Genomic DNA, 24,333 nt, shown 5'->3' with positions numbered 1-24,333 from the left:
TCTCCCATCCGCGTCGTCGGGACCCGGGGGACGGTGTGGAAAGGGCATCGTCGGCCATCGACGCATTACCGGGTAGGTCACGGTGCTCGCCGCCGTGGCGTGCCATCTGACATCCGTCGGTAGGCCGAGGCCAGGAATCCACTACCGGATCGAGAAGGAGAACAATTCGATGCGCAGGTCCACACGGGCGGGCCGGTCATCCGGCAACGCGCGGAGCAAGCGTCTGCTGGCCGTTGTCGGCACGCTCGCGGTCTTCGGCGGAGTCGTCGCCGTGACCCAGATTTCGTCGGCCCAGGACCGGCGGACAAATAAGCCGCGCCCGGCTGCTGGGCAGTGCGTGGAACCGAGCCCTGGCGCGACCGCGCCGACGGGCGGCGGTTCGACCAGCCGCACCTGGCAGAACGGTCGGTGGGTGCGTAATCACTGGGGTGACGGACAGCAGTCGGTCCCGGAGTGTGAGGACGGTAAGGACGGCACGGTGGGCACCGGCACAGCCATTGCCTGCCCGGACGTGACGGCCAAACTGCCGCAGGTGCCGGACCGGGCGCGGGCCGAGGTGGACCGCAACCTCGCCCAGTTGCAGGCCCAGATCGCCGAGGCGGACCGCCGGTTGGCCGCCGAGGGCAACAAGGGTGAGGCGTTCATCCGTAGCGCGATCCTCCAACCGCTGGCCGGCAAGCGGCGCGCGGTGCTGGACCGGATCACGACGGCCATCGACCGGGTCGGTCCCCGGCCGCAGGGTCTCGCGCAGCTCGCCGAGTGCCAGGTGCAGCCGACCAACAACTCCGGCGGCAACAACGGTGGCGGCACCCCCACCACCAGCCCCACCACCACTCCCGGTGGCAACAACGGCGGGAACAACGGTGGCACGGCCCCCGGCGCCGGGCTCGGCGTGCTGGCCAACGACTGTGACGAGAGCCAGCTCCAGCCGCACAACGGCTTCCAGAACGGCAACCGCTGCGTGAGCACCGAGTTCGGTGAGGTCGGCGCCGCCGCGAACAACCCGTCACTGCTGATCACCCAGTTCCCCCAGCAGGTCGGCCAGAACGAGGCCTTCACCCTGCGGGTCAGCACCCGCAACCTGGTCCGGGACCGCTTCCTCGCCGCCGGTCAGGGTGGTTACTACGTGGAGAGCTCGCTGCTCAACGCCCAGGGCCTGGTCCGGGGCCACTTCCACACCGCATGCCGGATGCTGGACAGCCTGACCGCTCCGCCGGAGCCGCAGGAGGTGCCCGCGTTCTTCGTCGCGACCGAGGACGGCCGCGGTGGCGCCCAGCCTGACGAGGTGACCATCCAGATCCCGGGCCTGCCGGAGTCGGGTACGGCACAGTGCTCCGTCTGGGCCGGCGACGGTTCGCACCGCCTGCCGATGATGGAGCGGGCCAACCAGACGCCCGCGTTCGACTCGGTGCGGATCTCCGTCAACTGATCCAGCGTCACCGGCGGCGGCCGGTCACCCGGGGCGACAATCCCCGGGTGACCGGCCGCCGTGTCGTTTCGGTGCCCGGACAAACCGATGGGGCCTCACCGTTTCCGGTGGGGCCCCATCGTCAACTCCTGCGTCAGCGGCTCTTGTAAGCCTCGACGACCTCGACCGGGATCCGGCCTCGTTCGGAAATCTTGTAGCCGTTCTTGACGGCCCATTCCCGGATGGCCCGGTTCTGCTCCCGATCCATTCCCGCGCCGACGGGTCGTCCCGGCCGCCGGACGGTGCGGGCGCTCTCCACCGGACCACGCCCGATCCGCCGACCCGCATTGATGTACGGGTCCAGTGCCTTGCGCAGGACACCGGCATTCTCGTCCGAGACGTCGATCGTGTAGGCCACGCCGTCGAGACTGAACTCGACCGTCCGGTCGGCCTTCCCACCGTCGAGGTCGTCGGTCAGGACCGTGATTACTTTTCTCGCCATTGCCGATTACTCCCTGTGTGCGGCGGGATGTGTCCAAAGTCTGACCTATCACCCCGGTAATCCGCAACAATATGCGTCCCATTCATTCGGCGCGTCGCGATTCTGTTACCGAGCAAAACCGTGAATCGCGCGCGATGAAGCGGTCTCATTCGTCGAGGAGGCCGGCGTGCCCGGCGAGGGCGGCTGCCTCCGCCCGGTTGGACACCCGCAACTTGCGCAGCAACGCGGCGGTCATTCGTTTCACCGTCCGCTCCGAGACGTGCAGTTCGTCGGCGATCTCGATGGTGTTGCGGCCGGCGGCGATCGCCCGCAGCAGCCGACGTTCCTCGCCGTCCAGGTCGACCGGTGCGGCACGGGTGGGCCGCAGCATGGCGTGCAGCAGTTCGGCCGGCAGCACGGCCCACCCCTCCAGGACGGCCAGCAGCGGGGGCAGCAGTTCCTCCGGTTCACTGGTCTTCGGCAGGAACCCCTCGGCACCGGCCCGCAGCGCCTCCAGCGCCGGCGCCGGGTCGGCGAAACCGGACATCGCGACCACCCGTACCCGTGGGGTGGTCCGCCGGATCGCGCCCACCGCCCGGATGCCTCCCGGTGGGGGCATGTGCAGGTCGACCAGGGCCAGGTCGGGCTGCCACTGGCTGACCAGCGCCGCGGCGGCTGCGGCGTCGCCGGTCGAGGCGACCACCTCGGCGCGGCCGTCGGTGGTGATGGGGAGCAGCAGTTCGAGGCCGCGGACGAAGAGGGGGTGATCGTCCACGACGACAAGTCGCATGGTGGAGGCTCCCGGCATGTCTGCGCCGTTCCCCAGCGGGTACCGATCATGCGGGTACGCACCGAACGAGGGGAGTCGGGTGGATGCGCGCACGCCACGGTCTGCAGGGTCTGCTGCGAGGGTTGCGCCGGATCGAGCCAACTCCAGGTGAGATGGGACCACCGGTGGCGGATTCGGAGTTGCTGCTGCGGGTGTTGTGCCACGAGTTTCGTACGCCGATCAGCACCCTGACGTCGCTGACCCGCGCGCTGGCCGACGAGCAGCGAGAGCTCAGCGGCGCCGACCGGCGGGCGATCAGCGAGTTGGCCCGCGACCAGGCCGTCCACCTGCAGAGCCTGCTGCGCGACGCGACCGCCGGTACCGGCGCGCTGGCGCTGGCTCCACAGCCGGAGCCGGCCGTCCCGCTGGCGGGCATCCTGCGGGAGGCCGCCGCGCTGGTGCCGGCCGGTCGGCGGCGTGCGCGGGCCACCCGGCGGGCTGGCGCCTGCCCGGTGCCGGCCGGACGGACCCGCCAGGTGCTGGTCAACCTGGTGGAGAACGCGCTGCGGCACGGGCCACCGGACGGGCAGGTGGGGCTGTACGCCACAGTGCGCGGGCCTGGCCTGAGTGTCCTGGTCACGGACGAGGGACGGGTCGACGATGCGTTGCTGTCCGCGGTGCGCCGCGCGGCGCCCGCGGTCGGGATGTCCGGGCTGGGGCTGTGGATCGTGCGGCAGCTCCTCGTGACGGACGGGGGAGCGCTGCGGGTGCACCGACTGCGACCGCGCGGCGTGGCGCTGGAGGTGCTGCTGCCGACGGTTCACCCGCTGTGCTGACCCCACCGGGACACGGGTTGGCCCGGTCGGGTCACCGAGGCGGGAACGACACCGTCTGCCAGTTCCCGTACCGAGGAGGTCAGATGTTCAGCCATGTCAAGGACCTACAGTTCGAGGCCAAACCGGATGGCCCGGACGCCGCGTTCGCCCGCCGGTTGCAGGAGGTTCTGGGCGGCAAGTGGGGCGAGATGACCGTCGCCAACCAGTACCTGTTCCAGGGGTGGAACTGCCGACTGCCCGGTAAGTACAAGGACCTGCTGCTCGATGTCGGCACCGAGGAGATGGGCCACGTCGAGATGATCGTCGCGATGATCACCCGGCTGTTGGACAACGCGCCACTGTCGCTGTCGGAGGGCGTCGCGGCCAACCCTGGGGGCGCGGCGACCTACGCCGCGTCGAACCCGGCGCACTTCATCCATGGCGGTGGCGGGGCGTTGCCCGCCGACTCCAACGGGGTGCCCTGGAACGGCTCGTTCGTCACCGCCAGCGGTAACCTGCTGGCCGACTTCCAGCTCAACGTCACCGCGGAGGCGCAGGGTCGGCTCCAGGTCGCCCGGTTGTTCAACATGACCGACGATCCGGGCGTCAAGCAGATGCTGCGCTTCCTGCTGGCCCGCGACACCATGCACCAGAACATGTGGCTGGCGGCGATCGAGCAGCTCAAGGAGGACGGCCTGGAGGACATGCCGGTGCCGGAGGCGTTCCCGGACTCCGGCGAGTTCACCGAGGAGTTCGGCTACACCTACCTGAGCTTCTCCTCGGGCACCGATGCCAACGAGGGGCGCTGGGCGTCCGGGCCCACGCCGGACGGCAAGGGTGAGTTCCGGTACGGCGACAGCCCGCGGGCGAATGCGCCGGAGCCTGTCCTGCCGCCGGGGGACCCGCGGTTGTACGGCACCAATCCGGGTGTGGCCGGCTCGGTCGTGAACACGGTAAAGAGCAAGCTCACCTGACGTGTCCGGTCGGGTCGCCCGCCGGTTTCGGGCGGCCCGACGGACCGGGCGGAAGAGTGGTCTGGGTCACAGAGCGGAACAAGGGGAACGCTTTGTTACTTGAGCCAGACACGCTCAACTCAACGCGATAGCAGGTGTTCGATGGCAACTCTTCCGGTACTTCCCCTGACCGACGCCGTGCTGCTGCCCGGCATGGTCATCCCGGTGACCCTCGACCCGACCACCCAGGCCGCGATCGACGCAGCTCGGGCGACCGGCGACCGCAAGCTGCTGGCCGTGCCGCGTATCGACGGCGAGTACGGCCCGGTCGGCGTGGTCGCCACCATCGAGAAGGTCGGCCGGCTGCCCGAGGGTGAGCCCGCCGCCGTCATCCGTGGCCTGTCCCGGGCCCGGATCGGCTCCGGTGTGCCCGGCCCTGGCGCCGCACTCTGGGTCGAGGCCTCCGAACTCGACGAACCCGCTCCCGCCGGTCGCGCCCGGGAACTGGCCCGCGAGTACCGCGCCCTGGTGACCTCCGTGCTCCAGCAGCGGGGTGCCTGGCAGGTCATCGACGCGGTGGAGCGGATGACCGACCTGTCCGAGCTTGCCGACTCGGCCGGCTACGCGCCCTGGCTGACCCTGGACCAGAAGACCGAACTGCTCACCGCGCCGGACGTGACCGCCCGGCTGGAGCTGCTGGTCGGCTGGGTGAAGGACTACCTGGCCGAGCAGGAGGTCACCGAGCAGATCAACAGTGACGTCCGCGAGGGACTGGAGAAGTCACAGCGGGAGTTCCTGCTGCGCCAGCAGCTCGCCGCGATCCGTAAGGAGCTGGGTGAGGACGAGCCGGACGGCTCGGCCGACTACCGCTCCCGGGTCGAGTCCGCGGAGCTGCCGGAGAAGGTCCGCGAGGCGGCCATGCGCGAGGTCGGCAAGCTGGAGCGGGCCAGCGACGCCTCGCCGGAGGCGGGCTGGATCCGCACCTGGCTGGACACCGTGCTCGAAATGCCGTGGGGCACGCGTACCGAGGACAACACCGACCTGGCCGCGGCCCGGGCGGTGCTCGACGCCGACCACGCCGGCCTGGCCGATGTGAAGGACCGCATCCTGGAGTACCTGGCCGTGCGCAATCGTCGTGCCGAGCGCAACCTCGGCGTGGTCGGCGGTCGCGGCTCCGGCGCGGTGCTCGCCCTCGCCGGCCCTCCCGGGGTCGGCAAGACCAGCCTCGGCGAGTCCGTGGCGCGCGCGCTCGGGCGTAACTTCGTCCGGGTGTCGCTCGGTGGCGTCCGCGACGAGGCGGAGATCCGCGGTCACCGGCGTACCTACGTCGGCGCGCTGCCCGGTCGGATCGTCCGCGCGCTGCGCGAGGCCGGCTCGATGAACCCGGTCGTGCTCCTCGACGAGGTGGACAAGCTGGCCGCCGGCTACGCCGGTGACCCGGCCGCCGCCCTGCTGGAGGTGCTCGACCCGGCGCAGAACCACACCTTCCGGGATCACTACCTGGAGGTCGACCTCGACCTGTCCGACGTGCTGTTCCTGGCCACCGCCAACGTGGTGGAGTCCATCCCCGGCCCGCTGCTGGACCGGATGGAACTGGTCACTCTGGACGGCTACACCGAGGACGAGAAGGTCGCCATCGCCCGTGACCACCTGCTGCCCCGGCAGCGGGAGCGGGCCGGGCTGACCGCCGACGAGGTGGAGATCGCCGACGAGGCGTTGGCGCTGATCGCGGGGGAGTACACCCGGGAGGCCGGTGTCCGGCAGCTCGAACGTGGCCTCGCCAAGATCCTGCGCAAGGTGGCGGTGACGCTGGCGACCGACCCGTCGCCGGTACGCGTCGACACCGACAACCTCACCCGTTACCTGGGGCGACCGAAGTTCACCCCGGAGTCGGCCGAGCGCACCGCCGTGCCCGGCGTGGCAACCGGCCTCGCCGTCACCGGCGCCGGTGGGGACGTGCTCTTCATCGAGGCGACCAGCATGGAGGGCGAGCCGGGGCTGACCCTGACCGGCCAGCTCGGCGACGTGATGAAGGAGTCGGCGCACATCGCCCTGTCGTACCTGCGCTCCAACGGGCGCCGGTTCGGCATCGACCCGAACGTCCTCGCCGGACGCCGGATCCACGTCCACTTCCCGGCGGGCGCGGTGCCCAAGGACGGCCCGAGCGCCGGCATCACCATGGTGACGGCCCTGGCCTCGCTGGTCACCGGCCGCCCGGTCCGTCCCGAGTTCGGGATGACCGGCGAGGTGACGCTGTCCGGTCGGGTGCTGCCGATCGGCGGGGTGAAGCAGAAGCTGCTCGCCGCGCACCGGGCCGGCCTCACTGAGGTGATCATCCCGGCGCGCAACGAGCCCGACCTGGACGACCTGCCGACCGAGGTGCGCGAGGCGCTGACCGTGCACACCCTGGCCGACGTGGCCGACGTGCTCGCCCTGGCGTTGCGCCCAGCCGACGTCAAGACGCTGGACGGTCCGGCGCTCTTCGCGGCCTGACGCAGGCCCCAACGGACCCCCGCCGTCTTTCAAGACGGCGGGGGTCCTCTGCGTACGCGGGGAGAGGTCTACTGTCTCGCTTGAATCCTCAACTACCTCTTCTTCGCCGCGAGGCGTCCCCCTGGAGGAACCCCCGTGAACGTGGTGCTCTGGATCATCCAGATCCTGCTCGCCGTCGTCTTCGCCGGCGCCGGCTTCGCCAAGCTGACCCAGCCCAAGGACAAGCTGCGCGAGATGATGCGGTGGGTGGACCCGGTCCCGCCGACCCAGGTCAAGGCGCTCGGCGCCGTCGAGCTGCTGGCCGCCCTCGGGCTGGTGCTGCCCCCACTCACCGGCATCGCCACCGTGCTCACCCCGCTCGCCGCCACCGGGCTGGTCATCGTCATGATCGGCGGCATCCTCGTGCACCTGCGCGACAGGAAGAAGCTGGAGACGGCGGAGCAGCGTCGCACCGAGCTGCAAGGCGCGATCACCTGCGCGGTGCTGCTCGTGCTCGCCGCAGTGGTGGCGTGGGGCCGGTTCGGGCCGTACTCCTTCTGATCCAAAGCGCCGGCGACCGTCGTACCTCGGCGGTCGCCGGCGGCGTTCTCAGCGCTCGTCGCCCCCGCGGTCGCGGCGCACTGTGGCCTTGCGGCCCTTGATCGTGCTCTGGCGCAACCCGGAGATCACCTCGTCGGCCACCCCCTGCGGCACCTCGACCAGCGAGAACCGGTCGGCGATCTCGATCGAGCCGATGTCCCGACCACGGATCCCGGTCTCCCCGGTGATCGCGCCAACCAGGTCCTGAGGGCGCACCCCGGCGCGCCGGCCCAGGCCGACGAAGACCTGGACGGTGTTGCCGCCGCCGGAGCGCGGCCGGCCCCCGCCCCGCCGGTCGCCGCCCCGGCCGCCGGTCTCCGGTCGACCCTCGCGGGGACCGCGGACCGGGACCTGCGGGATCTCCTCCTCGTCGTCGGAGCCCGGCGACGTCACCTCGTGGGCCAGCTTCACGGCCGCGAGGGCGACCTCCATCAGGTCGAACTCGTCGGTCAGCGTCTCCACGATGACCCGGAAGGGGTCGAGGTCGTCCTCCAGCAGGCTCTCCCGCAGCGCCGCCTGGGTCAGCTCCAACCGGCGGGTCCGCATGTCGGCCACTGTGGGGATCTTGTCGATGGTGATCCGCTGGCCGGTCACCCGCTCGATGGTCTTGAGCATCCGGTGCTCACGCGGCTCGGCGAGGGTGATCGCCACGCCCTCGCGGCCGGCCCGACCCACCCGGCCGATCCGGTGCACGTACGACTCCGGGGCGGACGGCACGTCGTAGTTGACGACGTGGGAGAGCTGCTCGATGTCCAGCCCACGGGCCGCCACGTCGGTGGCCACCAGCAGGTCGGCGGTGCCCGCCCGCAGCCGGCCCATCACCCGGTCACGCTGCTCCTGGCTCATGCCGCCGTGCAGCGCCTCGGAGCGGTAGCCCCGGCCGTTCATCGTCTCGGTCAGCCGGTCGACCTCTTCCCGGCTGCGGCAGAACACGATCGCCGCGGTGGGCGACTCCACGTCCAGCACCCGGCCCAACGCGGCCGGCTTGTGGGCCCGGGTCACGATGTACGCGCTCTGCCGCACCCGCGGCGCCTCGCCCGCGACCGTCGGCTCCCGGCCGATCTCGATCCGGACCGGTTCGCGCAGGTGCTGCCGGGCCATCCCGTCGATGCGCGACGGCATGGTGGCCGAGAAGAGCACCGTCTGACGCTCGGCCGGAGCGTGCTCCAGGATCGCCTCGATGTCCTCGGCGAAGCCCATGTCGAGCATCTCGTCGGCCTCGTCGAGCACCACCGTGGCGAGCCCACCCAGGCGCAAAGTGCCCCGGGCGATGTGGTCGAGGGCCCGCCCGGGGGTGGCCACCACCACGTCGACACCGCTGTCCAGTGCCCGCAGCTGCCGCCCGATCGGCTGCCCACCGTAGATCGGCAGCACCCGGGCGCCCAGGTCCTTGCCGTAGCGGTGGAACGCCTCGGAGACCTGCACCGCCAGCTCACGGGTGGGCACCAACACCAGCGCCACCGGGTCACCGCCCTGGCGGTGCGCCGTCATGAGGTTCAGCAGCGGGAGCGCGAACGCCGCCGTCTTGCCGGTGCCGGTGGCCGCCTGGCCCAGCAGGTCCCGACCCTCCAGCAGTGGTGGGATCGCCTCCCGCTGGATCGGGGTCGGCTCTTCGTAGCCGAGGGCGGACAGCGCGCCCAGCAGCTCGGGACGCAGCCCGAGCTCGGTGAAGGCGTACACCTCTTCGGCGCCGGCGGGGGCGGCGTCAATCGGTGCGTCGATCGGTGCGTCGTGCTGTGCAGGTGCGGAACTCATGTGCCAAGCCTTTCATTACGCCGTCCAAGCCGCTGCGCCGACCGCCACAAGAGCGCGATCAGCGCCGCGGGACACCCCCACAGGATCCGCGCAGCAACGCTGAAAATGCTGCCTCCGCGACGCCTGAGGCAGCAGTTTCACCGTTGTTGCGTGGATCCTGCCCGTTCCGCCCCGGCGGGCGGAACCGTCAGACGGCGCCGGTCAGGATCGCCAGGATCATGGTGCCCGCCAGTGTCGTGTCGAACACGCCGCACCACTCGGCGTACCCGCGCGGCACCACCCGGCCGGTGCGGTGGTGGGCCAGGTCCCAACCGGCGTGCGCCAGCCAACCGAGCGCCACCAGCCACGCGGCCGTCTGACCCCCGACCGCGACCGCGACCAGCGTCAGCGCGACCCAGACGACCAGGCCGACCAGTTGGGTGGCGAGCGCGCCCGGCCCGCGCAGGGTGCGTCGGACCACGCCGATCAGCAGGTACCCGCCGGGCAGCACCAGCATCGTCCACGGGTTGAGCACCCTCGGCTCGACCCACATGTCCACCGTCATCAGCAGCGCCAGCCCGGTCGGCCAGCGATGGGCCAGCGCCGTCACGGTCGGGTGCCGGCGTACCGACACCGGCGTCTCGTGCCGATGGCGCACCGCCACCAGCACCATCGCCGGCACCATCAGCAGGTGACCGCCGAGCATCAGGGCGTCGCCATCGAGCCGGCCGGCCCAGAACGGTACGAGCACCAACAGGAACGGCACGTACATCGCCGCGGCCATCTCCACGACCCCACGCCAGTGGTGCGCCCGGTAGCGCATCCACACCGTCATCCCGACCGTCATGTTCGTGGCCATCACCAGCGCGGCGACGTCCGGCCGGTCCAGCGTCCCGGTGATCCCGAGCGGGGCGCCGGCCGCGTCCCACAGGGGCCCGAGCAGCAGCATCCCGACGACCATCGCCAGCGCCATCTCGGCGAGATGCCACCACAGCCGCCGCGTGCCGGTGCCGGGCGCTGCCGGCATCGGCGCAGGCGACGGTACGACCATGCTGTCCGCGTACACCCGTGTGTTTTCCATGCCGTTGACACTGCCGGTGTCCCGGCGCGGTGGGCAGGCTCGTCCGTCACCGGAAACCCGTGCGGATCGCACGGTCCAACCGTGACATCTCGCACGGGTGGACCGGGCGCCGGGCGGTCCTAGGATCGGTGCGTGGCGAGCGAGGCGGTGACCCCCCGGGCGGACCGCCGGCTGCACCGGGCCCGGCGGGCGACGCTGCTGTCGCTGGCCACCGGCGTGTGGGCGACTGTCCTGCTGCCCACGGCCGGCCTGACCCGGGAGCCGTCCCCCGGCCGCGTCGCGCTCGGCGCGGTCGGGATCCTCCTCTTCGCGGCCACCCAGACCGCTGTGCTGTACGCGGCGGTCACCCCCTGGCTCGCGCAACGGTGGCGACGTCGCGCCCAGCTCGGCCTGGTCGTCGTGGCGGCGCTGACCGTGCCGTTGGTGGCCCCGGTCGCGGCCGGGACCTGGCCGACCTGGGCGTGGATCGGGGCCTCCCTGGTCGGGATGGCCCCCTTGCTGGTCCGCCTCCCGGGCGCGCTGGCGGTCACCGCCGGCGCCCTGCTCGTGTCGGCGGCTGTGGCCTGGTGGACCGGCGGGTCGGTGGGGCGGTCCCTGGCCGTGACCGGTGGCATCGGGGTGGGCGTGGCAGCGGTCAACTGGTTCCAGGTCTGGTTCTGGGACCTGCTGGTGGAGGCTCGGCAGGGTCAGGCCGCCCAGGCCCGGCTGGCCGCCGCCGAGGAGCGGCTGCGCTTCGCCCGTGACGTGCACGACCTGCTGGGGCACAGTCTCACCGTGATCGCGCTGAAGGCCGAACTCGCCGCGCGGCTCGCACCGGTCGACCCGGAGCGGGCCGGGCGGGAGGCCGCCGAGGTGCAACGGTTGGCGGCGTCCGCGCTCACCGAGGTCCGCGAGAGCGTGCACGGCTACCGGGCAGTCGACCTCGGCGAGCAACTGACCGCGGTGGCAGACGTGCTGCGCTCCTGCGGGGTGCGCTGCACGGTGCCGCCACACGTCGACCTGCCTCAGCCGGCCGCCACCGAACTGGCGGCGGTGCTGCGCGAGGCGGGCACCAACGTGCTGCGGCACAGCCGGGCCGAGTGGTGCCGGATCCACATCGACCGGGACGAGAACGGGGCCAGGATGACCATCGCCAACGACGGGGCCGACGACAGCGGCCCGGATGAGCACAGCCACGGCCTGCGCGGCCTGGCCGACCGGCTGGCCGCGGTCGGGGGAGAGCTGCGGGTCCGCCGGGAGGACAGGGTGTTCACCCTGGAGGCGACAGTGCCGGTGCCGTCGTGATCCGTGTCCTGCTCGCCGACGACGAGGACCTGATCCGGGTCGCGGTCGCCGCTCTGCTCGGCCTCGAACCGGACATCGACGTGGTGGCCCAGGCCGCCGACGGACCCACGGCGGTCACCGCGACGCTCGCGCACCACCCGGACGTGGCGGTGGTGGACCTGGAGATGCCCGGCCTGGACGGCATCGCGGTGGCCGCCGAGCTGGCCCGGGTCCGTCCTGAGTGCGCGGTGGTCGTGCTGACCGGGCACGGCCGCCCGGGGCACCTGCGTCAGGCACTGACCGCCGGGGCGCGCGGTTTCGTGCCCAAGGGCTCGCCCGGTGGCGCGCTCGCCGACGTGATCCGCCGGGTGCACGCCGGCGGACGGTACGTCGACCCGTCGCTCGCCGCCGACGCGTTGACCCTGCCAGCGTGCCCGCTGACGCCACGGGAGCTGGAGACGCTACGGCTGGCCGAGGTCGGCGCGCCGGTCGCGGTGATCGCCCGCCGGGTGCACCTGTCCACCGGCACCGTCCGCAACCACCTCTCCGCCGCCGTACAGAAGCTCGGCGCGGCCGACCGCGCCGAAGCCGTCCGCACCGCCCGAAACAACGGCTGGCTCTAACCGAGCCCCCCCGCCCTCGCCCGCGTCGATCATGAAGTTAGCGTCGCGACACGCCGGCATCGACACCGCTAACTTCATGATCGACGGGGGGTGGCTGCGCGGAGCGCATTGCCGTGGGGATCGGACGGTCGGGCGGAGCAGTCCCGCTAGCGTGTCGGGGTGCGTACCGTCGAACTGGTCTGCTCGCCTGGGTTGGACGCCGAGGTTCGGGCGGTCTGGGACCGGTTGGCGGCTGCCGGGTTGCCGAGCCTGGCCCGCAACACCCACCCGACCAACCGGCCGCACCTGACCCTCGCCGCCGTCGACGAGTTTCCGCCCGGCGTCGAGCGCCGCCTCGCCGAGCTGTTCGACGCCGCGCTCCCGATCCCGGTCACGCTCGACCGCGTTGTCGTCCTCGACGGCAGCGCCCCGCTGGTCTGGCTCGTGCAACCCACGTCGGCGCTGACCGCGCTGCACGCCGCCGTCTGGGACGTTCTCGCCGAGGCCGACGGGCACCGGCCGTGGCACGCTCCGGGGGCGTGGGTGCCACACCTGAGCCTGGCCCTGCGCTTTCGCAACGCGGACCTGCGGTTGGCCCGTGCCGTCGCCGGTGGGCAGCGCCCGACGGGGGACTTCGACGCCGCGCGCAGCTACGACGGCACGGACCGGACGCTGACACCGCTGACCACGCCCTAGGCCCGTCGCGGCGTGTCAGGGGCCTTCAGTTGCTGCCCCCGCCGCCACCGCCGTCGCCGCCCCCTCCGTCGCTCCCGCCACTGAACTCGCCTCCGCCACTGCCGCCTGCACCGCCGGCGTAGCCGTGACGGCCGTCGTTGAAGGGCAGATCACCGCGGATGCCGCGCGGCTTGGGCCGCTTGCCCGGCCCCGCGAGGTGTTGCAGGCAGACGCGGTCGGCGACCGGGAAACATTCGCCACGGCCTCCGCAGTCGGCCAGGTAGCGGTTGCCATTCTGGACGCGCACCTCCTGGTCCACCCGGAACAGCAGGGGAAGGCCGGTCGGACCACAACCCTCGTCCCGGCGGCCGTGGTTCAGCGTGGCGAGCAGGGCGCTGCGATCGGCGTTGGTCATGCCTCCGCCGGTGGCGGGCCTGGGCTGGTGCGGCAGAGGGCGCCCGAACGCGGCGTCGCAGAAGGCGGCGTAGTCCTGCGTATGCCGGGCCAGTTCCTGCCACAGATCGTCCACGACCACCGACGGCACCGACAGCTTCGCGCTGCCCTGGCGGGCGATGATCCGGAACCACTGCCGGGTCGCGGTTTCGACGAGGGCGATGTCGTCGTCGCTGAGATGGGGGTGCCGGTTTCGTAGCTGCTGCCGCCCGCTGGCCGGGAACTGCAGGTCGGTCACGGCGCGGAGTCGGTGAGGGGTGCGGTTGCTTCTGAACGTTGTCCAGTTCATGCGGCTGCTTCCATCCGCCCGGGTGCGGGCGCTAGGGCCTCGACTTGCCGAAGTGGCGCCGCGGCTCCTTCAGGGTAGGGCAGCCGGCAAGTGCGTCACCAGACACGACGTTGACCGGGTCGAAGGGCCCCCTGCACGTCGGCAGGGGGCCCGCCGCTCTAGCGGTAGAAGCGCAGGTAGTCGAACTCGGCGGTGACCGCCGGTTCGGCGCCGCCGTGCGCCACGAGGCCGATCCGGGGAGTGGTGTCGGCCGGGAACGTCCACACCGCACCCCACGTCCAGGTACGCCCGTCCCGGCTGGAACCGGCCCGGAACTCGTGCTCCCCGGTGGCCGGGTCGACGTGCTGCGCCAGTCGTAGCCAGGTGGTGGCGGCCGGGGTGCCGACGATGCTGCCGCCGTAGACCGGCTGGCCGGCGAAGGGCAGCTCGTAGCCGTACTCGACCTGCCGGGTGTTCCAGATCGCCACCTGGGTCAGCCGGGCGAACCGGTCGTCGTCCACGTAGGCGATCAGGCCCGCCTGCTGGTAGTTGCGGACGGACTCCTCACCCAGGTTCAGCGTCACCTTCGTCTCGACGACGTAGTCGCCGCGCGGCGCGTCGCGCAGCAGCACACCGGCGGTGTTGCCGGTGCCGGTCAGGTCGGCCGACTGCACCGGCCAGCGCAGCGCGCCGTCGGCGGCGGTGACCGCCGGGTCCTCGCGGACCCACCGCCAGTCGCCGTCGAGCCCATCGGTGAACTCGTCGGAGTACGCCCGCAGCGGCGCCCCGACGTGGGGCTCGGGCACCGCCCGCTTCGCCGGCTGGAACAGTCGGGCCACGCTGACGTTGTCGAACTCGGCCGGACCACCGGCGGCGGCCAGCCCAGGGCGCCCCGCGACCGGGCGGTCCAGCCGCAGCGACACCACGGCGACCTGGTCACCGAGGCGGGCCGGGCTCAGCTCGGCGACGAGTTGCTGTCCGCGTACCTCGATGGCCAGGTTGTGCGGGTCGGCCAGGTCGAGCCCGACGGGAAGCGGCGTGGTCGCGCGGCGGCGGCCGTCGCTGGCCACGAGCCGGCCGGCGGCCGCGTCGACGCGGACCTCGACCCGGTCACCGAGGGTGACCCCGGCGCTGGCCGCGCCGGTGAGCCGCAGGTCGGTCTCCGCGCGCACGTCACCGCCCACAGTGGTACGACTGGTCAGCGCGCCGCTGCCGACGAGCCGGCCGTCGGTGACCCGCCACTGGCCCGTGACACGTCGCCAGCCGGCCAGCCCGGTGTTGTCGAACCGGTCGTCGACCCGGCCGGTGGTCACCGGTGCGGGTCGGGCGCCCTCGGACGGGCCGGCGCCGGCGTTCACGGTCGGCCAGCCGTCGATCCAGTCGAGGCGGTCGAGCAGCATCGGGCGTTCGTTGATGCCGAACGGCTCGTCGAGGTACGGGTCGGCGCGGTCGATCGCGTGGTAGACGATCCAGTCCTGGCCGGACAGGTCGGTGAGGAAGCCGTTGTGCCCGGTGCCGATCCACCGGTTGCCGTTCTGGGTCAGCACCGGCGTGCCACCCGCCCGGGACGCGGTCAGCGCGACGCCGTCGCGGTCGGTGAACGGGCCGCGCGGGCTGCGTGCGCGTCCCACCTGGACGGAGTAGCCGGTGGCCGGGCCGGCGCAGCAGTTGGCCGTTGAGGCGAACAGGTAGTACCAGCCGTCGTGGCGCAGCACGTAGCTGCCCTCGAACTTGTTGTCGATCGCCACCTGCGTCGGTGTGCCCACGGCGGTCAGCCCGTCCGCGCTGAGTTCGGTGACCGAGATGCCGCCGTAGTAGCTGCCGTAGTAGAGGTAGCCCCGGCCGTCGACGTCGGTGAACTGGCTTGGGTCGATGGTCCACAGATAGCCGCCGCCCCCGCCGGGGCTGGGTGCCACCACGGGTTGCGCGGCGAAGGTCCACGGGCCGGTCGGGGTGGGCGCGGTGGCCGCGCCGATGGCGTAGTCGCTGCCCTCGGCGGAGACGGTGGTGTCGGTGACCGTCACGTACATGACCCACTGATCGCCGACGCGGCGCACGTCAGGTGCCCAGAAGGCCGCACCGGGCGCCGCGTACGGTGGCCGCTGCTCGGGGCCGAACGCGTCCCCGACGTACGTCCAGTCGACCAGGTTGGCCGAGCGGGCGGTGGGCACCCGGTGGAACTCGTGCTCGCCCTCGCGCAGTGGGTCGGTGGTGCCGTAGGCGTACCAGAAGCCGTCGTCGCCGCGCACGATGACCGGGTCGGCGAACGTGTCGCCCACCCCGACCGAGATCGGATTGTCATAGCGGGACGGCCTGCCGGAGCCGGCGGCGGGTGGGGGCGCCAACGTGGCCAGGATCAGACCGAGCGCGGCGGCGAGCGCGCCGCCGCGGCGAAGGTGTCGCATGTGGACCTGCCTCGGGGGAGTGGGCGTGGGGTCGTGCCCTCGTTTCTACAACGATGGATACAACGTTGTAAAGAGATCGACGCCTGCGGTCTCGCGTACCCGCGTGCCGCACCCGGCCGCTCACCGCGCCGATGGCCGGGGCGATGATGGGGCCATGAGTGGTGGCACCGAGGGCCGGGGAATGGCCGAGCTGGCCGCGCTGCTGGCCGACGGCACCCGGGCCGGCATCTGCCTCGCGCTGCTCGACGGCCGGGCGTGGACCGCCGGGGAGTTGGCCCGCCGCGCCGGGGTCGCCCCGTCGACGGCCAGCGACCACCTCACCCGGCTGGTCCGGGGCGGGCTGCTGGTCGAGGAACGGCAGGGTCGGCACCGCTACCTGCGGCTGGCCGGGCCGTCGGTGGCCCAGCTGATCGAGGGCCTGGCCGGCCACGCGCCGACCCCACTCGCGCCGGTCGGGTCGCTGCGGGCCGCCACCGCGAGCGCCGCTCTGGCGTACGCCCGGACCTGCTATGACCACCTGGCCGGACGCCTCGGTGTGCTGATGTACGACGCGCTGCTGGCCGACGGACGGCTGGACCGGTCCAGCGGGTTGGCGCTGACCGCCAACGGGTGGGCGTGGGCGGCCGACCTGGGCGTACCCGTGCAGGTGCTGCGCACCGCCCGCCGCCCGGTGGTCCGCGACTGCCTCGACTGGACCGAACGCCGCTCGCACCTGGCCGGGGCGCTCGGGGCGGCACTGTGCCGCCGCTTCACCGACCTGGGCTGGATCACCCAGGGCCCCGGCCGCGCGATCCGTCTCACCCCGATCGGTCGCGTCGCCCTGGCCGAGACCCTGCACGTCCCGGACGACACCCTCACCCCCACGTCGCCCCCGACACCCACCAGCGGCCGAGCCTGACCCTGTCGCCCACCCGCCAGCGGCGGGGCGCGCGGCGCGGTGCGGGCTTGACTGTTCGGTGGGGAGCGAAGGGTTCGGGTTCTACGGTCGGGCCGTGACTGACAGCTGGCCTGACATCGCTCCCGCTCCCGGAACGCCGGACTGCGGCCCGCCATCGTTCGAACCGGAGCGCGGTTGGTGGGTGACACGGCACTTCGACGTGCGGGCGGCGCTCACCGACCCGGCCCTCCGGGTGCCTGCCGTCGAGAGCGGCCCGCCCGGCACGCTCGCCTGGCTGCGCGCCTCGGTCAGCCGGTTCAGCCCCCCGCAGCGGCACGCCGAGCGCCGGGCGGTCGTGGTGAGCGCGCTGACCGAGCTGGACCCGGACGAGCTGCGGCACGAGGCTGCCCGGCTGACCGTCACTGTCCTGGACCGGGCCGGCGACCGCCTCGACGTGACGCGTGACGTGGCCCGGCCGGTGCCGCTGCGGGTGCTGGCCGGCCGGCTCGGTTTCGCCGATCCGGCAGCCGCCGGGACGGCGGTCGCTGTCGTCGCTGCCGCGTACCACCCGGGGGTTGATCCTGCGTTGGCCCGGCGGGCCGACCAGGCGGTCGCGACGTTGCTGGCGCTCGCGCCGCCGGCCCCGCCGGAGGTACGGGCGAACCTGATCGGTCTGCTGGTCCAGGCGTGCGACGCGACGGGCGGTCTGATCGGTGCCGCCGCCCACCACCTGCTGCCACCGCTCGGCGGCCTGCCGGGCGGTGTGCCCGGACCGGTGGAGACCGGCGCGATGCTGGCCGAGGTGCTGCGGCTCGACCCGCCGGTGCGGGCGACCCGGCGCGTCACCACCGCCGGGGTACGCCTGGGTGGGCGGGACCTGCCGGCGGGCAGCCCGGTGCTGCTGCGCTTCGATGCCGCCAACCGTGACCCGCAGGTGTTCTGCGAGCCGGCGGCGTTCCGGCCCGGTCGGCCCGGTGCGGGTCTGCTGACCTTCGGGGCGGGGGAGCGCGGCTGCCCCGGCGACCGGCACGCCCTGGCCCTGGCCGCCGGGGTGTTCGACGTGCTGCGCGCACGCTGCCGGCGTCTCCGAGCCGACCTGCGCCACGAGCCGCACCCGACCCTGCGTGTCCCGACGAACCTGGAGGTAAGCGTCCGATGACCGACCGCCGTGCCGACTTCCGCGCCCTGCACCACACCGGCCGACCGCTGCTGCTGCCGAACGCCTGGGACCACGCCTCGGCGGCGGCGCTCGCCGCGCGCGGCCACCCGGCGATCGGCACCACCAGCCTCGGGGTCGCCGCGGCGGCGGGCCGACCCGACGGCACCGCGGCCACCGCGCAGGAGACCCTGGCCCTGGCCCGCCGGCTGGCCAACCTGCCGGTGCTGCTCAGCGTCGACATCGAGGCCGGGTTCAGCGATGATCCGGCGGCGGTCGCCGGCTACGTGGCGGAGCTGGCCGGGCTCGGCGTGGTCGGTATCAACCTGGAGGACGGACGTGCCGACGGCACCCTCACCGAGCCGGGGTGCATCGCCGCCAAGGTCGCGGCGGTGAAGGCGGCGGTGCCGGACCTGTTCGTCAACGCCCGGACCGACACCTGGTGGCTGGGGGTGGACGACCCGCTGCCGCAGACTCTCGCCCGTGCGCACGCCTACCGGGCCGCCGGCGCCGACGGGATCTTCGTGCCCGGCATCGTCGACCCGGCCACGCTGCGCGTGCTCACCGAGCGGATCGACGCCCCGGTGAACGCGCTGTACCAGCCGGGTGGACCAGTACTGGACGAGCTGGCCGCCGCCGGGGTTGCCCGGGTCAGCACCGGCTCCCTGCTGTTCCGGGTGGCGCTGGCCGCCGCGCTCGCCGCCGCCGATCAGGTACGCGCCGGCGGACTCGCGACGACGGAAGGGCTGCCGTCGTACGCCGAGGTGCAGGGCCTGGTGCCGCCGAGCGCCGGTGTCCAACCGGACGGTCGGCTTCCTTAGGAGTAGATAGGAGGATTGTTCGGTCCACTCCGGTCTCGGCAATTACGGTGTGTTACAGGGCGAACCACCCAGTGTCGTGACCGGAGAAGGGACCCCGTCATGCGTGTGCCCAGCCGTAGCCCGGGACAGCAACCCGGTTCGCCCGTGTCGCCCACCGCGCCGGCACGCCGCCGGCCCTCCGGCACGACTCCCCGCCGCGTTCCCACCCCCGAGCCGGACCTCGCCGCCTACCGGACAGCCGTCGCCGAGCTGCTGGTCGAGGTGGGCGCGCTGGCCGACGCGTCGAGCACCCGCGCTCGACAGGTGCTCATCGACGAACGACTGCGCGAGCCGGCGCTCGCCGACGTTCTCGACGCCACCCCGCAGGGGCTGATCGGCGCCCGCGAGACGCTGCTGCTGGAGATGGCCCGCTACCAGCCGAACGACCGCACCTCGGCGCGTGACCTCACCGCGCTGGTCCGGATCTACCTGCTCTCCCGCATCGACGTGCTGTGGTGGCAGGACGCCCCGACGTTCCTCACCGACGACCAGGTCAACGGCAGCGCCGAACTGGTCGACCTGGAGTGGCTGCGCCGCCGCGACCTGCTGGGCTTCCGCTACCAGGAGCAGCCCGCCACCATGCTGGGCCGGGCCGCGCGCGGGCTGCGTCGGCGGTTGCGACCGGACCTCACCCCGCGTACGGCGGGGCTGCTGTTCCGTCGGGCACGACGCGAGGTGGTGGCGCTGCTCAACGACATCGCACGCGAGTTCGCCGCCGCCGCGCCGCCGGCCACCCCGCCGCTGTGGGTGACCAGCCTGGTCCGCAGCGCCGAGCACCAGTACCGGCTGCGCCGCCTGGGGTACGCCGCGATGCTGCCCAGCGGGCACTGCCTCGGCTACTCGGTCGACGTCGAGCTGGCCTGGTTCGAGCGCTTCGGCGCGCGGGACACCCTCGCGGAGGTGCTGCTGAACAGGCAGCGGGCCGGGGAGCTGAACGTGATCGACGAGGGGCAGGCCTGGCACCTGTGCCTCGCGCCCACCGCCCGGCGTCGCCTGCGCCGGGCCTACGAGGCCGAGATGGGGGTCTGACCCCGGTGTGCGGCATCGCGTTGAGCATCGGCCCCGAGGCCGACCCGGCGACGTTCCGGCGGATGCTCGCCGTCCTGGCCCCCCGCGGTGAGGTCACCGAGACCCGGTCCGAGAACGGCCTGCTCGCCGGCACCCGCCGGCTTCGTGTCGTCGACCGGGACCGGGCGGTGCAGCCGTGGACCTCGACCGATGAGCGCTGGCTGCTCTGCTTCAACGGCGAGATCTTCAACTATCGGGAGTTGCGCGCCCAACTGACCCGCCTCGGGCAGGCCTTCCGCACCGAGAGCGACACCGAGGTGCTGCTCGCCGCGTTCCAGCAGTGGGGCGAGGCGGCGGTGACGCGGCTGCGCGGCGAGTACGCCTTCGCGGTCGTCGAGCGGGCCACCGGCCGGATGTACCTGGCCCGCGACCCGATCGGGGTCAAGCCGCTGTACTGGTCCCGCCGGCCCGGCTGCCTGCACCTCGCCTCCGAGGTCAAGGCACTCGTCGGGCACGGTGCCCCGATCGCCGAGGTGCCGCCCGGGCACCACGGTTGGGCCGAGGCGGACGGGCACGTGCGGCTGAACCCGTACGTCGACCTGCTCACCATCGGTGACGGCCTGCCGATCATCGACGACCCGGACGAGGCCGCCCTGCTCGTCCGCGCCGCGCTGAGCGACTCGATCCGGATGCGGGTGGAAACCGACCTGACCGTCGGGGTGGTGCTCTCCGGTGGGCTGGACAGCTCGCTGACCCTGCGGCAGGTGCGCGACATCCACCCGGACTGCGTGGCGGTCACCGTCGGCGCTGCGGACAGCCCCGACGTGGCGTACGCCCGGCGGCTCGCCGCCGACCTCGACGTGCCGCACGTGGTGGTCGAGCTGCGTCCGCGCGACATCCGGCTCGCCGACGTCCGCGAGGCGATCCGGATCTCCGAGCTGACCGAGTACGGCGACATCATCAACGCCGTCGTGTCGGTGCCGATCTTCCGCCGGCTCCGTGACCTGGGCATCAAGGTGGTGCTCACCGGCGACGGCTCCGACGAGCTGTTCGGCGGCTACCGGATGTATCACCAGGTCGGCCCCGCCGCGGCGCGCCGACTCTTCCTGCACCGCATCCGCAATCTGTGCCGTACGGAGTTGCAGCGCGTCGACCGGGCAGCCATGGGGCACGGGGTGGAGGCGAGGTTGCCGTTCCTCGACCTCAGTGTGGTGGAGCTGGCGATGCGGCTGCCGCTGGATCTGAAGCTGCGCCACGGGCAGGAGAAGTGGATCGTCCGGCGGGCGTTCGCCGACGTGCTGCCCGACTACATCCTGCGCCGCCCGAAGAACCCGATGTCGTACTCGTCGGGGTTGCACGAGCGGGTGCGGCTGTACAAGCCGCTCTTCGCCCGGCTGCACCGCTCGTTCGGCTACGACCTGCAGGAGCCGGTCCGCCGGGACTTCGACAGTGTCCTGAGCCGCTGCGGCAACGACCTGGACCGGGCCATCGCCGACGGGCTGACCCGGCCCGACTACACGGTCCTGGAGCATGCCCGCGACCTGGTCGGCGCGGCCAAGTGGAACGCCGCGCCGATGGTCCGTCGGCTGGTCGGCCCGCGCCCGGCCCGCCGCTGAACCGCCCCGCGGGCCACGCTTGACTCTGACACGGTGTCAGGGACGAGCGTGGAGGGACCATGTTCACCATCGGAGACTTCGCCAGACTCGGCCGCGTGTCGGTGCGGATGCTGCGCCACTACGACAGCATCGGCCTGCTGCGCCCCGCCAGCGTCGACCCGCACACCGGTTACCGCTTCTACCGAGCCGACCAGCTGCGCCGGCTCAACCGGGTGATCGCCCTCAAGGAGATGGGCCTCACCCTCGACCAGGTGCGCGCGATCGTCGACGACGCCGTCGACGTGGCCGAGCTGCGCGGCATGCTGCGGCTGCGCCGAAGCCAACTGGCGGAACAGCTGGCTGCCGACACCGCCCGGTTGACGGCCGTCGAGGCGAGGCTCCGTTTGATCGAGTCGGAGGGTCGGATGACCACCCAGGAGGTCGTACTCAAGGAGATCGTGCCGGTCCGCGTCGCGGAGTTGACCGCTGTCGCGCCCAGTTACCAGGGCGAGGACATCGGCCCGGTGATCCAACCGCTCTACCCGGAGTTGTTCCGTCGGCTGGCCGGCGCGGGGATCACGCCGGCGGGGCCGAGCATCGCCTGGTACGAGCCGGCCCCCGGCGACGACGGCGACGCGGTGGTGGTGCATGCCGGGGTGGTCGTGGGGGTCGGGGCGGAGGCCGCCTCCGACGTCGAGGTGGTGGACCTGCCCGCGGTGCGCACCGCCGCGACGATCATCCATCACGGTGCAATGGACGACGTGGAGGAGAGCATGCAGGTCCTCGCCCGGTGGATCGAGGACAACGGGTACCGCACCGACGGGTTCGCCCGCGAGGTGTACCTCGACTACTGCCCGGACGCCCCGGAGAAGGGCGTCACCGAACTCCAGCTCGCCGTCCACCGGGACTGAGTGACCGGCGGCCCAACGTCAGGTCCGATCGCCGCCAGCACTCCCGCCGTCACCGCGCCAGGCTGGACCGATGACGAACAGCACCACGTTCCGCGTCCACGCCCTGCCGGCCGCCGCGCTCGACACCGTCCGCCGGACCGGCCGGGACGCTGCCGACCGGCCCGTCGAGTCGCTCCGAGCCGGTGGCGGCGAAGCACTGCGCTGCTGTCTGCGCGATGCCGACGAGGGTGAGGACCTGCTGCTCTTCGGGTACGCGCCGCCGGGCGCCGCCGGCCCGTACCGGGAGATCGGACCGGTCTTCGCGCACGCCACCGCCTGCCCCGGCCGGGACCCGGCGGGCGGGCACCCGCCGGCCTGGCGGGGGCGACCCCAGGTCCTTCGGGCGTACGACCGGCAGGGCCGCATCTGCGGCGGCCGGCTGCACGACGGCACGGACCCGGAGGGGGTGATCGCCGAGCTGCTGGCCGACCCGACGGCCCGTGAGCTGCACAGCCGCAACGTGGTGTATGGCTGCCTCATGTTCGTCGTGCGGCGGGCGACCGGGTGACCCTGGCCCTGCTGTCCACGCCCGGCGCGAGCGCTCAGCTGACCAGCAGCAGCGCGCCGACAGCGGCGAGGGTGCCGGTGACCGCGAGCACCGTGCTGGTCACCACGAAGCGGGTCACCGGCACCCTCACCCCGGCGGCCCGGCACCGCTCGAACCACAGCAGGGTGGCCAGTGACGCCCAGGGCGCGGCCAGCGGGCCGACGTTGGTGCCGATCAGCAGCGCCAGCAGACGGGTGTGGTCGCCCGCCGGCAGCACCGACTCCCCGGCCAGGTAGGCGGGGAGGTTGTTCACCGCGTTGGACAGCAAGGCGCCGGTGCCGCCCGCGCGCAGCGCGCCCAGCGCCCCGCCGTCGGTGCCCAGCAGGTTGCCCACCAGGTCGTCCAGCCCGTGCCGGCCGAGGGTCTGCACGACCAGGAACAGGCCGGTGACGAAGAGCAGCAGCCGCACCGGCACCAGCCCGGGGCGCAACGTGGCGGGGGACCGGACCACGAAGCCGAGCAGCACCAGCGCGAGCGCGACGGTGGAGGCGAGCCCGATCTCCACCCCGGCGACGATGCCGGCGACGAAGAGAAGGCAGCCGGCGAGCGCGGTGCGGTGCAGCACCGGGTCGGCCGGTACGTGCCGGGCCGGCGCAACGAACCGTCCCCCGACCGGCCGATCGCGCCGCCACCAGGCGTACCAGAGCAGCGCCATGGTGACCGCCACTGCGGCGAGCTGCGGCAGCGCCATCCGCTCGGCGTACGCCAGCGGTGTCAGTCCGACCCGGTCGGCGGCCAGCAGGTTGGTCAGGTTCGACACCGGCAGCAGCAGGCTGGCGGTGTTCGCCAGCCAGACGGTGGTGACCGCGAGCGGGGCGGCGGGGACGCGCAGGTTGCGGGCCAGCGCGAGCAGCACCGGGGTGAGCAGCACTGCGGTGGTGTCGAGGTTGAGCACGAGGGTGGTCACCGTGGCCAGCCCGCCGCAGAGCAGGAACAGGGCCGCCCACCTGCCCCGGGCGGCGATGGCCAGCCCGCTGGCCAGCACGTCGAAGACGCCGGCGACGGCGGTCAGCTCGGCGAGCACGATCACGGTGCCGAGGAAGAGCAGCAGCGGCAGGATCCGGTGCAGTGTCGCGGTGGTCTCCGCGCGGGGCAGCAGCCCGCTCAGCGCGCAGGCCGCGCCGACCACGGCCAGGATGACCGCGACCAGGTCCAGCGGGTGGGGTCGCCAGCGGCTGGTCGGCTCGGGCGGTGCGGGCGGCGCATCGGCGACGGCGGCAAGCTTCACGTCTGACGACGTTCGCATGACGGTTGGTCTGCCGCCCGCGCTGGCACCGCCGTCGTGACCAGCCCCACCATCGCCGGGGAGCGCGGTCGGCCGGGCGAGGTGGCCCGGTGCGGGGGAACCAGACAGACCGGGC

22 protein-coding genes are annotated in these 24,333 nt (G+C 72.9%); 15 read left to right on the top strand and 7 right to left on the bottom strand.

Annotated features, from left to right (window positions below):
* Positions 1–169: 169 nt before the first annotated feature.
* Positions 170–1,429 carry a hypothetical protein gene (locus tag FBZ33_RS15015; protein WP_141909518.1) on the top strand — a complete coding sequence of 420 codons (1,260 nt, stop codon included), beginning with the start codon at positions 170–172 and terminating at the stop codon, positions 1,427–1,429.
* Positions 1,430–1,562: 133 nt separating this feature from the next.
* Here the strand turns inward: FBZ33_RS15015 and FBZ33_RS15010 are convergent, their stop codons facing one another.
* Entirely contained in the window at positions 1,563–1,910 is a 348-nt protein-coding gene (locus FBZ33_RS15010) for an Lsr2 family protein (RefSeq protein WP_141909517.1), read from the bottom strand.
* Positions 1,911–2,055: 145 nt separating this feature from the next.
* Positions 2,056–2,679, bottom strand: a complete 624-nt coding sequence (locus FBZ33_RS15005) for a response regulator transcription factor (protein ID WP_255508875.1) — start codon at positions 2,677–2,679, stop codon at positions 2,056–2,058.
* A gap of 83 nt (positions 2,680–2,762) precedes the next feature.
* Between FBZ33_RS15005 and FBZ33_RS15000 the strand changes: the two genes are divergently transcribed.
* The 4 genes from FBZ33_RS15000 (at position 2,763) to FBZ33_RS14985 (ending at position 7,459) form a co-directional block, all read left to right on the top strand.
* Positions 2,763–3,494, top strand: a complete 732-nt coding sequence (locus tag FBZ33_RS15000) for a sensor histidine kinase KdpD (RefSeq protein WP_141909515.1) — start codon at positions 2,763–2,765, stop codon at positions 3,492–3,494.
* A gap of 83 nt (positions 3,495–3,577) precedes the next feature.
* The gene (locus FBZ33_RS14995) at positions 3,578–4,447 is read left to right on the top strand and encodes a manganese catalase family protein (protein ID WP_141909514.1); all 870 of its coding nucleotides are present in this window, start codon (positions 3,578–3,580) and stop codon (positions 4,445–4,447) included.
* Positions 4,448–4,588: 141 nt separating this feature from the next.
* Complete coding sequence (gene lon / locus FBZ33_RS14990; protein WP_088948305.1) at positions 4,589–6,919, top strand: endopeptidase La; 2,331 nt, start codon at positions 4,589–4,591, stop codon at positions 6,917–6,919.
* A 135-nt stretch (positions 6,920–7,054) separates the two neighbouring features.
* On the top strand, positions 7,055–7,459 hold the full coding sequence (locus FBZ33_RS14985) for a DoxX family protein (protein WP_141909513.1): 405 nt from the start codon (positions 7,055–7,057) through the stop codon (positions 7,457–7,459).
* A 48-nt stretch (positions 7,460–7,507) separates the two neighbouring features.
* On the opposite strand, the gene FBZ33_RS14980 is transcribed toward FBZ33_RS14985, so the two are convergent.
* On the bottom strand, positions 7,508–9,253 hold the full coding sequence (locus tag FBZ33_RS14980) for a DEAD/DEAH box helicase (RefSeq protein ID WP_088948303.1): 1,746 nt from the start codon (positions 9,251–9,253) through the stop codon (positions 7,508–7,510).
* A gap of 187 nt (positions 9,254–9,440) precedes the next feature.
* Complete coding sequence (locus tag FBZ33_RS14975; protein WP_255508874.1) at positions 9,441–10,313, bottom strand: hypothetical protein; 873 nt, start codon at positions 10,311–10,313, stop codon at positions 9,441–9,443.
* A 132-nt stretch (positions 10,314–10,445) separates the two neighbouring features.
* On the opposite strand from FBZ33_RS14975, the gene FBZ33_RS14970 reads away from it, so the two are divergent.
* The 3 genes from FBZ33_RS14970 to FBZ33_RS14960 all read left to right on the top strand — a co-directional run bounded on the left by FBZ33_RS14970 (position 10,446) and on the right by FBZ33_RS14960 (position 12,874).
* On the top strand, positions 10,446–11,597 hold the full coding sequence (locus FBZ33_RS14970) for a histidine kinase (RefSeq protein WP_141909512.1): 1,152 nt from the start codon (positions 10,446–10,448) through the stop codon (positions 11,595–11,597).
* Positions 11,594–12,199: a DNA-binding response regulator gene (locus FBZ33_RS14965; protein ID WP_141909511.1), complete on the top strand. Its 606-nt coding sequence runs from the start codon at positions 11,594–11,596 to the stop codon at positions 12,197–12,199. The genes FBZ33_RS14970 and FBZ33_RS14965 overlap by 4 nt, the downstream gene beginning before the upstream one ends.
* 159 nt (positions 12,200–12,358) lie before the next feature.
* Positions 12,359–12,874, top strand: a complete 516-nt coding sequence (locus FBZ33_RS14960; protein ID WP_141909510.1) for a 2'-5' RNA ligase family protein — start codon at positions 12,359–12,361, stop codon at positions 12,872–12,874.
* Positions 12,875–12,899: 25 nt separating this feature from the next.
* On the opposite strand, the gene FBZ33_RS14955 is transcribed toward FBZ33_RS14960, so the two are convergent.
* Entirely contained in the window at positions 12,900–13,544 is a 645-nt protein-coding gene (locus tag FBZ33_RS14955; protein ID WP_141909509.1) for a hypothetical protein, read from the bottom strand.
* 209 nt (positions 13,545–13,753) lie between these two features.
* On the bottom strand, positions 13,754–15,979 hold the full coding sequence (locus tag FBZ33_RS14950) for a family 43 glycosylhydrolase (RefSeq protein ID WP_141909508.1): 2,226 nt from the start codon (positions 15,977–15,979) through the stop codon (positions 13,754–13,756).
* 154 nt (positions 15,980–16,133) lie between these two features.
* On the opposite strand from FBZ33_RS14950, the gene FBZ33_RS14945 reads away from it, so the two are divergent.
* From FBZ33_RS14945 to FBZ33_RS14915, 7 genes are all read left to right on the top strand, one after another.
* Positions 16,134–16,877, top strand: coding sequence for a helix-turn-helix transcriptional regulator (locus FBZ33_RS14945; protein WP_141909507.1), 744 nt, complete (start codon positions 16,134–16,136; stop codon positions 16,875–16,877).
* Positions 16,878–16,971: 94 nt separating this feature from the next.
* On the top strand, positions 16,972–18,015 hold the full coding sequence (locus FBZ33_RS14940) for a cytochrome P450 (protein ID WP_255508873.1): 1,044 nt from the start codon (positions 16,972–16,974) through the stop codon (positions 18,013–18,015).
* A complete protein-coding gene (locus FBZ33_RS14935) occupies positions 18,012–18,833 on the top strand; it encodes an isocitrate lyase/phosphoenolpyruvate mutase family protein (RefSeq protein ID WP_141909505.1) in 822 nt (273 codons plus the stop codon). The genes FBZ33_RS14940 and FBZ33_RS14935 overlap by 4 nt, the downstream gene beginning before the upstream one ends.
* A 99-nt stretch (positions 18,834–18,932) precedes the next feature.
* Positions 18,933–19,901, top strand: a complete 969-nt coding sequence (locus FBZ33_RS14930) for a DUF5715 family protein (RefSeq protein WP_141909504.1) — start codon at positions 18,933–18,935, stop codon at positions 19,899–19,901.
* A gap of 5 nt (positions 19,902–19,906) precedes the next feature.
* Positions 19,907–21,496, top strand: coding sequence for an asparagine synthetase B (locus tag FBZ33_RS14925; protein ID WP_141909503.1), 1,590 nt, complete (start codon positions 19,907–19,909; stop codon positions 21,494–21,496).
* A gap of 59 nt (positions 21,497–21,555) precedes the next feature.
* Positions 21,556–22,386 carry a MerR family transcriptional regulator gene (locus FBZ33_RS14920; RefSeq protein WP_141909502.1) on the top strand — a complete coding sequence of 277 codons (831 nt, stop codon included), beginning with the start codon at positions 21,556–21,558 and terminating at the stop codon, positions 22,384–22,386.
* 70 nt (positions 22,387–22,456) lie between these two features.
* On the top strand, positions 22,457–22,933 hold the full coding sequence (locus tag FBZ33_RS14915; RefSeq protein WP_141909501.1) for a DUF1203 domain-containing protein: 477 nt from the start codon (positions 22,457–22,459) through the stop codon (positions 22,931–22,933).
* Between the two features lie 34 nt (positions 22,934–22,967).
* Here the strand turns inward: FBZ33_RS14915 and FBZ33_RS14910 are convergent, their stop codons facing one another.
* Positions 22,968–24,218: an SLC13 family permease gene (locus FBZ33_RS14910; RefSeq protein WP_141909500.1), complete on the bottom strand. Its 1,251-nt coding sequence runs from the start codon at positions 24,216–24,218 to the stop codon at positions 22,968–22,970.
* Positions 24,219–24,333 lie beyond the last annotated feature (115 nt).

Origin of the sequence: Micromonospora sp. A202 (genome assembly GCF_006715105.1) — a bacterium.
GTDB classification, from domain to species: Bacteria; Actinomycetota; Actinomycetes; order Mycobacteriales; family Micromonosporaceae; genus Micromonospora; species Micromonospora zamorensis.
This window is presented reverse-complemented; position numbering and strand designations above follow the sequence as displayed.